Consider the following 12335-nt stretch of genomic DNA (forward strand, 5'->3'; position numbering starts at 1 on the left):
CATTAAGAAGTATGGAAAATGATCAAACAATTTTATAAAAGAATCATTCAACTGAATATATTAAGAGCGTGTTTTGATCAATCTCAAAACACGCTCTTTCTTTTCGTTTACCAAGATTTTTAAATATCAATTTGATCAAACTTATTTTAAATACAATCAAAAAATGGATAAGTTAGGTATAACCGAACTTACCAAGGAGAAACATGTCCTTTTCCACCCATCGGGTGACCCAACCCCGAGTATGGAAGACATTGAAGTCACAAAGCGATTGGCGGAAGCAGGGAAAATTATAGGGATTGAAGTTTTAGACCATTTGATTGTTTCCCATACGGGTAAGTATGTTAGCTTAAAAGAAAAGGGGTATTTTTAATAAGAAGAAAGACGAGCAAGAGGGGGATGGTTCTCCCTTTTGTTTTATAGGGACTGGGTACCTTTGGAAAAGCACTGAAGGAAATAACCAATAAAAGGAGGCACACCGGCTGGATCGTCAGCTGGTGCGTTCACGCATGGAGATAAAACATCCGTTTTTTCTCGATTTAGAGCAGGCATCGAGCCTGCTTGACGGTTGCTTGATGCAACCTCAAAAACTTACAGTAGCGCCTTCGGGTAGAAGGAACAATTTGCTGAGTAAATATTCTACGCTTGTAATAAAAGTCAGAATGTTATTCCTTCTCTTTCTTCTTACTTTATCTTTACCTTTACAATTTTTCCTCCGGCCTTTTTACCCGCCTGTTCCATTAATTTCGCAAACTGCTTCTTTATCTCCGTATCCTTTTTGTTCTTTTTCATCATATATATCCCTCGCAATTTAATATTCTTGCTAAATAGTATCGCCATGGTAAAGGAAGCTCATACATTCCCCGGTTCTAAAGTGACCTCTTCCCCACTATATTGTTAGTAAAGTGGAAAACTGGCAAAGTGACCCTAAGGTATGTTCCCATTTTTACAGAATGAGAGGGGAGAGGAGGGAAGGGATGACATCATTGAACCCTTTTTTCGAGGAAATGAAGAAAAAGGATCCAAAACCAAAAGCTATTCAAAAAACATCTTCCGAAGGTTCTTCGTACCAAATAACGTCGGTTAGGAAAGTCAGGAAGGACAAGCAGCATGACATTAAGTTCCCTGTCGATTATGTCATGAAGGTCAAGCTCCGGACCCTTTGCAAAACGTTAAATCCGATATATAAGCAAAAAACGGGAAAATCCTTGACGCAAACGGCCTGCAATACCTTATTGCTAAGGTTCGGTTTGACTAGATGGAAGGATGTGAATTATGCAATGGACTATGCGGACACGAAGGAATATATGCATACCTACTTGCTGGAAACGGAATACGGCGAAAGGGGAGGATTGCATGAAGTCGCCATCTTAAAGGACCTTTCCGATCGGAGGGTTGCCTTTTGCATGATCCATCATACGGTTGCCTGGTTAGAAAGAGGGGGTTCCATTGAAGAAATCCTATAGTCAATTCAACCTTTTATCGAACAAGCTGGTTTATGGGACAAAGGAAAAAAAGAGTTTTTTTGATTACTTCTTACCAAAATATCGATATCTGCAAATCGAGGTACCCTATTATGAATTTTTAAGGGGGGAGGTATTCGTCGAGGACATGAAGGATTTGTTTGAAGAGGCTCCGCAAAACCTAAGTTTGTATCACCTTATCGCCCTCTTATACTTTGATTTTTTGGAACAAGTGAAAAAAGGGGCCAAATATGAACAGATCTGTCCCTTTTTGATTTCTTCCAAGAAAAAATTCCTGGAACGGCCGATGATTGAAAAAAGGGTATTGAAGCAGGTGACGACCAACCTTTTCTCTTTCGAGCAAAGGGAAGAGGAAATCGAGGTGACCTCAGAAGAAAAACGAGCAGAGATCACCCTTCGAATAAAGGAGTCGGAGATTTACCGGGGTGAGGTATTCCTGCATGACATTTCCCCATACTTGATGGATGAAGAGTTGAAGGTCGAGGATTTACTGGTGATTTTGTTCATGGACTTTCTGAAAAGGATTAAAGAAAAGGGAAACTCAAGCCAAGCCATGAAGGCCATTTTATTGAACTTTGAGGATTATTTTTAATAAGCGGTCAAAAAAAGGTCCTTAAAAGGATAGTTGTGAAACTAGCCTTTTAAGGATCTTTTGCCCGGTGTGATAATTCCGATGGAAAATAGAAAAAGGAGCCAGACAAGCACTTTACAAAATAATAATAATCCTCAAGGTACTCAGTATAATAGAAAAAAGGTAAAGGAGTTGGTTTCTTATGGAGAAGCAATTGCCTGAAACGCTACTGGAACCTGAAGTGATCGCTGAAATGTACTTAAAAAAGCCCTTGCCGATTACAGGAAAGTCCAAATTGAAAAACAAATCGATGACTCATTGAAAAACCGAAATAAGGTAGAGTTTTTCCGATTAACAAATGAATTAAAACGTACAACATTAAATGCAAACAAACAGAACTTAATAAAAAATATAACTCCTAACTTAATTCTTTATTTAACAAGATAAAAGGAATTCAATAAAGGAAATAAAAGTAGAATAATGGATCAGGTAATGCTGCTTAATTTCTTTCTGATTCATTTTTTTATTTAAGTGGTCTTAGATATGCTACGGGGACCTTAATAAATACCACTCTATAGACATAAAAGAGTCTCCTTCAAGTAGATTAAATGCTTCCATCTATAAGAATAAATAAGAAAAGTCAAATTCAGGGTTCTTTTTTATGAATAGCTTAAAAAAGCTATCAAAAGAAGAAATCTATTTTTGTAATGTACCATAAACCTCGTTAGAATATACGCCTATATTTTAATTTGCCTACAGTGCTTTGAATTATTTATAACTTAAGGAAGATTTTTTTTGGGTGTCCTATTGCTGAAACTTCCGGGGGATTTTTGGGACCTACTGGGCTAGCGTCGGGATGCTCTATCCGTTGTACAAATTGTTGGAAAACCTGGTGAATTAAAGGTCAGGCTATATAATTAATGTTGGTTCAGTTGACGTAATAATATCTTTAACTTTATTATCTCTAGCTATCTCTAACTATTTCTACTAGCTTTTAACCCTGAGTCGTGCATCGATTAGAAAGCAGAGCAGTGCACTTCTTTCGGAGTTGCACTGCTTTTTAAAATTTCTCCAGTTTATATGATTATTAATTAGAAAATCTGTATTAAAGACTCGCTATATGAATCATTTATTTATTTATTTAACAAAATTGCTTCTACGTTACTAGGGTGTAGAGCTATTTGTAGTGCTCTTTTTTCTTCATAGTTTAAAGGGACCAATGGTAAGCGGACACCTCCCACATTTAAACCCCGCATATTTAATGCTGATTTTACCGGTGCTGGGCTTGGTGCAGCAAATAATGCTTTCATAATTGGAAGAAGGTTACGATGTGTAGTAGCGGCACCATGGACATCACCATTTTTAAAGCTATTGATCATTTCTTGCATTTCATTACCAATTATGTGTGAAGAAACCGAAACAATGCCTGTTCCACCGATGGCTAAAACCGGTAATGTTAACCCATCGTCGCCGCTGTACAATGTAAAATCACTAGTTGTTTTGCTTATGATTTGTGCCATGGCATCTAAGTCACCACTTGCTTCTTTTACTGCCACAATATTGTTAATTTTTGAGAGACTAACAATCGTCTCTACTGACATGTTTACAACACTCCGTCCTGGGATATTATAAAGCATTACCGGTAATGATGTTGATTGGGCAATAGCATTAAAGTGTTGAAATAATCCTTCTTGAGACGGCTTGTTATAGTAGGGGGTAACGAGCATTATTCCGTCAACGCCTGCTGCCTCTGCTTGCCGTGTTAAGCTGATAGAAGCTTTCGTGTTATTTGAGCCAGTTCCAGCTATGACTGGAACTCTTCCATTAACAACTTCTACAACAATTTTGAATAAATCTACTTTCTCCTCTGCAGTTAATGTAGGAGACTCTCCAGTTGTACCAGCTATAACTAATCCATCAGAACCATTAGCAATTAAATAATTTACTAAAGTTCTCGTAGCATTAAAATCAACCTCATTATTATGATCAAACGGGGTAACCATTGCGGTTAAAACTTGGCCAAAATTCATAACTTCACACCCTTTTGTATAATTTTTTAAAAAAATTCAGAGGTGGTTAGGGCCATTCAGGAATAAACGCAAAAAAGCAACAACGAGGATTCGCTGCTGCAGTAGAAACAATATTTATCAAAAAAATGTTTCCGCGCGTAAGATAGCCCTCCATATAGTTTCCTATATGACAGTCCTGTATTTATTCAATAGCAGAACCAGCTTCAAGAACATGAGATTCTTTCCGCTTCGGCAAATTCCCCTTTCCACAATAGTCATAGGATCTCATTCTCCTCAAAATGTGTACTAATGGTCTTTGCTCCTCTATCCTCACTTCAAAAAGTATGAAGTAAGAAAATATTTAATTGACTGTAATATAACAAGTAATCCTTTCTATTGCAAGGTCAATTTTGAAGTTTTTTTTAAGAATACATGGATAACGATGGAAAAGGCTACAGTATTGGGGTGGATTCATCTTTTTTAGTTATTATGTAGACTCAATATAATAGTTTTATAAAACAAATTGTATGAAAAGTTTCACCCTTTTAGGGCAGGGTGTTAATTCTAATTTATAGTTAATATGTGGAACATAAAAACATACAAAAAAGGCAGCTTTACATTAGAGTAAAACTGACCGAAGTTTTAAATAGAGTTCGTTTGTATTATTGCTCCCATTGAAATAACTTTTCATTTAGCATGGGATCCCAAGGTAATATAGTTTACTTGTTTTTTAAATCCATTTGCTCATTTAATGCTGAATGGGCAACCTTTAAGCTTCTTTGGATATGCTCACCCATTTTTTCTTCGGTTTTTAAAGGATTTCGATTTTTAAGAGCGAAATAAATTTGGATGTGATCGTCGACCAGATCAGGAAAGCTATCGGTATGTTCCTTAAGGATACAGTTCCGAATATAGAGTACTTTTGTTTTAATTACTTCAAATAATTTAATAAGCTGCTTATTAAGAGATGCACATGCAATGATATCATGAAATTGTTGATTTAAGAGTGTGAGCTTTTTCTTGTCATTTTTATTCAGGGCTTCCTTGGATTCATGAATAATATGTTCTAATTCGTTTAATTGTTCCTCTGTGATATTAGTTGCCGCTAGCTTTGCTGATAGTGATTCAAGACTTTTCCGGCATTCATAGATATCTAAAATATCTTGAGTAGTAGGGTTATAAACCAATAAGACATTACCATCTTGGACCAGCATATCATCTTTTGTAAGCATTCGAAACGCTTCGCGAACTGTCCCCCTACTTACCCCAATGAATTCTGCCACCTTGGTTTCGACTAGTCGTTCACCGGGCTGGTATTTTCCCTCCAAAATCATTTCTTTAACAATAGTATAAACCTGGCTATGAAGCGGTTCAGTTTTCTTAATTTCCCTCACAACAATCCCCCTAGGATATGAAAATAACTTTAACTTATACTTTGATTCATTAATTAATGTATTTGAAAAATTTACTGGATAAAGTTTTTATGTATTTTAGAGGGCTCCCGAATTTTCCCTTGTCTACTTGTAAACTTCTTAATTGAATGCTTCACGGTAAAAGGCTTTTGCATTAACGATTCGCATAAATATTTGCTTACAATTAGTTTACTATACTTCATGTGTAAATCAAAAGCTAGAACAGTATAACTATGATATACACATTCACACCATGTCAATATCTAAGGTGAAGGAATTAAATAAGATGAATTAATAATAAAGTAAATAAAAAAATAAAAAAATAAAAAAATAAAAAAATAAAAAGTCAGAAAATTTAATGTTAACCGTTGACAGTCTACAATAATGAGGTTAGAATTTAGAAATGAAATCGCTTACTTAATGAAAGATTTAATCATAAGAACGTATGTATCGAAATTCACAAGAAATATAGATTTACATAAATAAAAATATTTAATTCAGGGGATGTTTGATATGGCAAAGAAAGCACTTGAGGGATTAAGAGTTCTAGAAATGGGACAATTGATAGCTGGGCCTTCCGCATCTAGACTATTAGGGGAATTTGGAGCAGAGGTAATTAAGGTCGAAACTCCTGAGACAGGCGACCCGATCCGAACATGGAGAGTAGTCGAGAATGGAACCAGCCTTTGGTGGTATATTCAATCCCGAAATAAAAAATCAATCACGATTAACCTGCGTGATCCTGAAGGCCAGCAATTGATTCGTTTACTTGTAAAAGAAGTTGATATTTTAATAGAAAATTTCCGACCTGGAACTATGGAAAAGTGGGGGTTGGGTTATGAAGAGTTAAAGGCAATCAATCCGCGTCTAATTATGATTCGGGTATCAGGCTATGGACAGGATGGACCATATCGTGATAAGCCTGGATTTGGTTCAATCGGTGAAGCACTAGGTGGGCTACGTTACATAACTGGTTATCCTGATCGTCCCCCTACACGTGTAGGGATAAGCATTGGTGATTCATTATCTGCACTATACTCGGTCATTGGAGCATTGATGGCCATCCATCACCGAGATGTGAACGGAAGTGGAGAAGGACAAGTGATCGATGTTGCCTTGTATGAATCTGTATTTAGCATGATGGAAAGTACCCTTCCAGAATTTGACCGTGCCGGAGTCATTCGTGAAAGAACGGGAAGTACGCTTCCGGGAATTACTCCATCCAACACGTATTTATGTAGTGATGGAAAATATGTGGTTATTGGAGCTAACGGTGATGCTATATTCAAACGCCTTATGCTTGCAATGAAGCGCAGTGATATAGCGGAGGATACTCGTTTTGAAAACAACTCGAAACGCTCTGAACATGCGGATTTCTTAGATGCATTAATTGAAGAATGGACCAGGAGTATGCCTTTCGATAAAGTCATGAATCATTTAGATGACGCAAAGGTTCCAGCCGGTGCGATTTATTCCATTGAGGACATTGTGAACGATCCGCATTACCAAGCTCGTCAAATGATTCAAGAAGTTAATGTAGATGAAATAGGGACATTAAAAATGCCCGGAATCGTGCCTAAAATGAGTGAAACTCCTGGTAATATCGAATGGGCAGGCCCGAAATTAGGTCAGCACACGAATGAAGTGTTATCGGAGAAAATCGGTATATCGGAAGAACAAATCAGAAGCCTGAAGGAAAGAGGAATTATCTAAAGGGGGTTGGATGATATTGGGAATGACTATGTCGGAAAAAATCTTGGCAAGAGCCTCTGGACAGCCTGACGTGAAAGCAGGCGAGATTGTTTGGGTCAAGGTAGATATCGCGATGATGCATGATTTGCTCGGACCCTGGCTGGTAGACGGTGGTTTCCGTCGTCTAGGAGGGAAATTATTTGATAAAGATAAGGTTGTTGTTGTTTCTGATCACTGTACCCCTCCAGCGACCGTTCAGCAAGCAGATATTCTGAAGTTCACTCGGGATTGGGCTCGACAACAGGAACTTCCATATTATTACGAATATGAAGGTCCTTGCCATCAGGTGATCGTAGAACACGGGCATGTCCGTCCGGGAAGATTGATCCTTGGAACAGATTCCCATACATGTATGGCGGGTGGACTGGGAGCGTTCGCAACCGGTATTGGTTCCACCGAAATGATTGGGGTCTTATTGACGGGCGAAACCTGGTTAAAGGTTCCGGAAACAATCAAAGTTGTTTGGGATGGAATCTTGCCTCAGGGGGTGTACTCCAAAGATCTGGTACTTAAAACTATCAAAGAGATTGGACATGCAGGAGCAACGTATCAAACTATTGAATTTTCAGGTAGTGCCATTAGAGGCTTGTCCATGGATGAACGCTTGGTTTTATCTAATATGGTAGTTGAAGCAGGTGCAAAAACAGGACTGATACAACCAGACGAAACAGTTACTGATTTTTTACGCTCCAAAGCTGTTCTCGAAGACTTAGATATGATAAAGAGTGATGATGATGCATCGTTTATCAAAACCTTACATTTTAACGCTTCTGAATTAGAACCTCAGGTAGCCTGTCCGCATGAAGTCGATAATGTTCACCCTGTCAGTGCAGTAGAAGGAAAAGCAGTGGATCAGGTATATTTAGGTTCCTGTACGAATGGTCGATTAGAGGATTTGCGGATTGCTGCCCAAATCCTGAAGGGGAAAAAGATCTCTAAAAATATCCGCTGCCTCGTGGTACCAGCCTCACAGCACATTTGGATGCAGGCGAATAAAGAAGGAATTCTCGATATTCTGACGGAAGCGGGCTGCTTTGTAAACATGCCTTCTTGCGGCGCTTGTGGAGGATTCACCAGCGGAGTCATCGGGGCAGGCGAGGTGGTCATGTCATCGTCGAACCGGAACTTTAGAGGAAGAATGGGTTCTCCAAAAGGGGAAGTGTACCTAGGGTCACCTGCAACGGTCGCTGCCACTGCAATCGAGGGGAAAATCGCTGATCCGCGTAAATACTTACCAAAGGAGGTTAGAGCGTAATGTCAGTCATCATTCGAGGTCGTGTATGGAAATATGGGGACAACATTAATACTGACATCATTTCACCGGGGCAATACATGAGTTTGCCTGTAGAAAAACAGGCCGTACATGCCATGGAAGCGATTGATCCTGGTTTTGCTAAGAAAGTTCAGCCTGGTGACATACTGGTAGCAGGTAATAATTTCGGTTCAGGCTCAAGTCGGGAAACGGCACAAATGGTTTTGAAGCATCTCCAAATCGGAGCAATTATTGCAGAATCCTTCGCACGTATTTTTTATCGCAATTCAATCAATGTTGGTCTTCCGGTCGTGGAAATGATGGACACCTCTGTCATTCAAGAAGGGGATGAGATTGAGGTGGATCTATTGGCTGGTAAAATCATTAACCACACGCAAGGGGCAGAATACAAAGGGACAAAACTCCCTGAACATTTAATAGAAATGGTGACGGCTGGCGGTTTAGAGCCCTATCTAGCTAATAAACTAGGTATCTCGTAAGTCAGAAAGGAGATTTAACCATGTATTTACCTAAGAACGTAGAGATAATCGAAGTTGGACCAAGGGACGGTCTTCAAAATGAGGAGAATTTTATCCCGACAGAAAAAAAGATTAATCTGATTAATGAGTTAAACAAGACCGGCATTAAAAGAATGGAAGCGACATCTTTTGTACATCCGGAGTATGTGCCCCAAATGAAGGACGCTAAAGAAGTGCTCCGAGGAATGGAACGTGAAAGTCATGTGCAGTACATGGCCCTGATTCCGAATGAAAAAGGCTATGACCGGGCGGTTGAGAATGGGGTAAATGCCCTTTCGATTGTAGTGGGTGCAAGTGACAGCTTTAATTTGAAAAATGTCAAAATGACCAGAGAAGAGTCTATCACTAAATTTAGTAGTGTCATTGAGAAGGCAAAAGCATATGGCATGTTTATCCGATTTAATATCGCAACTTCGTTCTGGTGCCCTTTTGAAGGAAAGGTACATCCAGATGTAGTATTGGAAATCATTCGCCAATTTGACAGTTTAGGCGTGGATGAAATTGTGGTTTGTGATACAATCGGCCGTGCAAATCCAGCACAAGTTCATGATTTATTCAATCAGATCTCACAGGGGCAACCGAAAGCGATGATCACCGCCCATTTCCATGATACATATGGCTTTGCCCAGGCGAATATTATAGCGGCTCTTCAAGTAGGGGTCACACGTTTTGACACTTCCATCGGTGGACTTGGTGGATGCCCTTTTGCCCCAGGAGCGGCAGGTAATGTTGCTACGGAAGATGTAGTATGCATGCTACATGAAATGGGGATTGATACAGGAATCGATCTTCCTTCCCTCCTTAATTGTGTAGAATTAGTGGAGCCTTTGACCACTCGTGAATTAAAAGGTCATTACCACAAAGTAAAAGCATGATCCAACAAATATAAAATTTTTTAGGAGGAACAAACATGAGCAAAAATTATCGAGTAGGTCTTATCGTACCAAGTTCAAATACCACAATGGAAACAGAAATTCCAGCCATGCTTCATTCTAGGATGCAGGTAGAACCGGAAGAAACATTCACATTCCATTCATCACGTATGCGCATGATGCATGTTAATCCAGAAGAGTTGAAAAAAATGGACGTGGATAGCGATCGTTGTGCGGTTGAACTTTCTGACGCTCGATGTGATGTTTTGGCATATGCTTGTTTGGTTGCCATCATGTGTCAAGGTCCTGGATACCACGAGATCTCTGAAGAACGCCTAGGGAAGACGACCGAGGAAAATGGTGGGGCAGCTCCAATCGTCAGCAGTGCGGGTGCATTAATTGAAGGTTTAAACACTATAGGTGCAAAAAGGGTTTCTATCATTACACCGTATATGAAGCCCCTTACGAAAACCGTTATTGAATATTTGAATGCGGCTGGTATTGAGGTCATCGATTCTATAAGTTTAGAAGTGGCAGACAACCTCGAAGTTGGCCGTTTAAATCCCATGAACCTGATTGAGCATGCAGATCATTTGAATATTGAAGGTGCAGATGCTGTGGTATTATCGGCATGCGTTCAGATGCCTTCTCTTCCAGCCATTCAAGAGGTGCAGGATCGTTTAGGGGTACCGGTTCTATCTGCTGGAGTTGCTACGGTTTATAAGATACTTAAGCAATTAGGTCTTAATACGGAAGTTCCGAATGCTGGAGCCTTGTTATCAGGGAAGTATTAATAATTAAGAACTAATCAACCGTTAGAAAAGTAAGAATCCCGTAGAACTGGCCGCCATTTTCTTAAATGGCGGCTCCAGTAATCGAATTAGATAGGGGAAAAACGATGAAAAGACCATATAAAATCGCCGTTATTGCCGGTGATGGAATCGGGCCGGAAGTATTGACCGAAGGAATCAAGGTATTAAACAAAACAGCAGAACTGGACGGATCGTTTGAATTTCAATTCACCTATTTTCCGTGGGGCTGTGAATATTACCTTGAGCATGGAAAAATGATGGAGGAAGGTGGATTAGAACAGCTAAAGGCTTATGATGCCATTTATTTAGGAGCAGTCGGGTATCCAGGTGTTCCTGATCATATTTCCTTATGGGACCTATTACTAAAAATTCGCAAAGGCTTTAATCAGTATGTAAATATCCGCCCGATTATACTTCTAGAAGGAGCGCCCTGTCCCTTAAAGGATGTAAGTCGTGAAAAAATTGATATGTTGGTCATCCGTGAAAATAGTGAAGGCGAATATGCAGGGGCCGGTGATTGGTTATTTAAAGGGCAACCAAATGAAGTGGTCTTGCAGACTGGTATATTTTCTCGAATAGGCACTGAACGGATTATTCGATATGCCTTCGAAGAAGCAAGAAAACAGGCAAGATCTTTGACGAGCATTAGTAAAGGGAATGCATTAAATTATTCTATGGTATTTTGGGATGAGGTTTTTAACGAAGTAGCCAAAGAGTATCCTGATGTGAAAACTTATTCATATCTAGTTGACGCAGCTGCCATGTTCTTCGTAAAGCAACCATGGCGATTTGAAGTGGTGGTCACTTCCAATTTATTTGGAGACATCATTACTGATTTAGGAGCCGCCATTGCAGGGGGACTAGGTCTTGCTGCGGGTGCAAATATCAATCCTGAACGAGAGTACCCGTCCATGTTCGAGCCAATTCATGGTTCGGCACCGGATATCGCAGGAAAAGGAATAGCTAACCCATTGGCTACAATATGGTCCGCTAGTCAGATGTTAGATTTCTTCGGTCACAAGGATTGGGGTAAAAGGGTTTTAAGTGCCATAGAAAAAGTAATGATCGAAGCAGACGTATTGACACCAGATATGGGCGGGACTTCTAGCACCTCTCAAGTTGGTGCTAGAGTTATAGATCGAATCCAAGATTCTCACACTAGTAATAATTCGACTGTTCAACCTACTCTATAATTTATAGCATTTAATTCTAAACTATTAATGGTGGCTGAAATAAGGTCATTCTTTAGCTAACAGGAGTTTAGGGCTATTCCTGGCTTCATTTTCAAGGGGATGGAGTTATTGCTTTAATACTGTTTTAGTAATGGAGTGGCAACAATCATATGTTTCACAAAGAAAGCTAAAGTGAGTGATACAAACAGGTATAAGGCTTAGGTGGATTTTCGTTTATAGCCCTGTGAAAATCCTGCCTAGCTAAAAAGGGTCTGTTAAAGATCTTAAAGTTCATTTTGTTGACTGTTGACGGTAAACGACTGATATTATATGTTAATTAAATAGAATATTTAAAATTTAAAAAAGAGGAGGGATTTGAGGAATACAAGCTATAAAGTTTTAGGAATCTGTAATAGTTTGCTGCTGAGATATAAGAAACCTAGCAGTAAAGAGAAGTCTAATT

At 39.2% G+C, this 12335-nt stretch carries 11 protein-coding genes, 1 pseudogene and 1 riboswitch; of the genes and pseudogenes, 10 read left to right on the forward strand and 2 right to left on the reverse strand.

The features are described from left to right. Nucleotides 1–214: 214 nt before the first annotated feature. The 4 genes and pseudogenes from QUF94_RS25060 to QUF94_RS25075 form a co-directional block, all read left to right on the forward strand. Nucleotides 215–370 (forward strand): annotated as a pseudogene (locus QUF94_RS25060) (JAB domain-containing protein); the annotation flags it as partial. Between the two features lie 604 nt (nt 371–974). Next, a complete protein-coding gene (locus QUF94_RS25065; RefSeq protein WP_289318495.1) occupies nt 975–1463 on the forward strand; it encodes a hypothetical protein in 489 nt (162 codons plus the stop codon). Next, complete coding sequence (locus tag QUF94_RS25070; RefSeq protein WP_289318496.1) at nt 1447–2073, forward strand: hypothetical protein; 627 nt, start codon at nt 1447–1449, stop codon at nt 2071–2073. The genes QUF94_RS25065 and QUF94_RS25070 overlap by 17 nt, the downstream gene beginning before the upstream one ends. 285 nt (nt 2074–2358) lie before the next feature. Beyond that, nucleotides 2359–2499: an IDEAL domain-containing protein gene (locus tag QUF94_RS25075; protein WP_289318619.1), complete on the forward strand. Its 141-nt coding sequence runs from the start codon at nt 2359–2361 to the stop codon at nt 2497–2499. Between the two features lie 686 nt (nt 2500–3185). Here the strand turns inward: QUF94_RS25075 and dapA are convergent. Both dapA and QUF94_RS25085 read right to left on the reverse strand, forming a co-directional pair. Beyond that, nucleotides 3186–4082 carry a 4-hydroxy-tetrahydrodipicolinate synthase gene (gene dapA, locus QUF94_RS25080; protein WP_289318497.1) on the reverse strand — a complete coding sequence of 299 codons (897 nt, stop codon included), beginning with the start codon at nt 4080–4082 and terminating at the stop codon, nt 3186–3188. 135 nt (nt 4083–4217) lie between these two features. Next, nucleotides 4218–4396: riboswitch (Lysine riboswitch) on the reverse strand. Nucleotides 4397–4780: 384 nt separating this feature from the next. Continuing rightward, complete coding sequence (locus QUF94_RS25085) at nt 4781–5455, reverse strand: GntR family transcriptional regulator (RefSeq protein WP_289318498.1); 675 nt, start codon at nt 5453–5455, stop codon at nt 4781–4783. Between the two features lie 531 nt (nt 5456–5986). Here QUF94_RS25085 and QUF94_RS25090 point away from each other — a divergent pair. The 6 genes from QUF94_RS25090 (at nt 5987) to QUF94_RS25115 (ending at nt 11893) form a co-directional block, all read left to right on the forward strand. Then, complete coding sequence (locus tag QUF94_RS25090) at nt 5987–7186, forward strand: CaiB/BaiF CoA transferase family protein (protein ID WP_289318499.1); 1200 nt, start codon at nt 5987–5989, stop codon at nt 7184–7186. Between the two features lie 10 nt (nt 7187–7196). After that, a complete protein-coding gene (locus QUF94_RS25095; RefSeq protein ID WP_289318500.1) occupies nt 7197–8480 on the forward strand; it encodes a 3-isopropylmalate dehydratase large subunit in 1284 nt (427 codons plus the stop codon). Then, on the forward strand, nt 8480–8977 hold the full coding sequence (locus QUF94_RS25100; protein WP_289318501.1) for a LeuD/DmdB family oxidoreductase small subunit: 498 nt from the start codon (nt 8480–8482) through the stop codon (nt 8975–8977). The genes QUF94_RS25095 and QUF94_RS25100 overlap by 1 nt, the downstream gene beginning before the upstream one ends. Nucleotides 8978–8997: 20 nt before the next feature. Beyond that, nucleotides 8998–9891 carry a hydroxymethylglutaryl-CoA lyase gene (locus QUF94_RS25105; protein WP_289318502.1) on the forward strand — a complete coding sequence of 298 codons (894 nt, stop codon included), beginning with the start codon at nt 8998–9000 and terminating at the stop codon, nt 9889–9891. A 35-nt stretch (nt 9892–9926) separates the two neighbouring features. Further along, nucleotides 9927–10682 (forward strand): maleate cis-trans isomerase family protein, encoded by a 756-nt coding sequence (locus QUF94_RS25110; RefSeq protein ID WP_048684160.1) that lies wholly within the window; start codon nt 9927–9929, stop codon nt 10680–10682. A 104-nt stretch (nt 10683–10786) separates the two neighbouring features. After that, the gene (locus QUF94_RS25115; RefSeq protein WP_289318503.1) at nt 10787–11893 is read left to right on the forward strand and encodes a tartrate dehydrogenase; all 1107 of its coding nucleotides are present in this window, start codon (nt 10787–10789) and stop codon (nt 11891–11893) included. Nucleotides 11894–12335: the final 442 nt, after the last annotated feature.

The organism is Peribacillus sp. NJ4 (assembly GCF_030348345.1).
Classification (GTDB): domain Bacteria; phylum Bacillota; class Bacilli; order Bacillales; family DSM-1321; genus Peribacillus.

Coding starts and splice junctions, on each gene's coding strand:
- QUF94_RS25065 (WP_289318495.1), top strand. CDS start 975: ATGACATCATTGAACCCTTTTTTCGAGGAAATGAAGAAAAAGGATCCA.
- dapA (WP_289318497.1), bottom strand. CDS start 4,082: ATGAATTTTGGCCAAGTTTTAACCGCAATGGTTACCCCGTTTGATCAT.
- QUF94_RS25090 (WP_289318499.1), top strand. CDS start 5,987: ATGGCAAAGAAAGCACTTGAGGGATTAAGAGTTCTAGAAATGGGACAA.
- QUF94_RS25095 (WP_289318500.1), top strand. CDS start 7,197: ATGATATTGGGAATGACTATGTCGGAAAAAATCTTGGCAAGAGCCTCT.
- QUF94_RS25100 (WP_289318501.1), top strand. CDS start 8,480: ATGTCAGTCATCATTCGAGGTCGTGTATGGAAATATGGGGACAACATT.
- QUF94_RS25105 (WP_289318502.1), top strand. CDS start 8,998: ATGTATTTACCTAAGAACGTAGAGATAATCGAAGTTGGACCAAGGGAC.
- QUF94_RS25110 (WP_048684160.1), top strand. CDS start 9,927: ATGAGCAAAAATTATCGAGTAGGTCTTATCGTACCAAGTTCAAATACC.
- QUF94_RS25115 (WP_289318503.1), top strand. CDS start 10,787: ATGAAAAGACCATATAAAATCGCCGTTATTGCCGGTGATGGAATCGGG.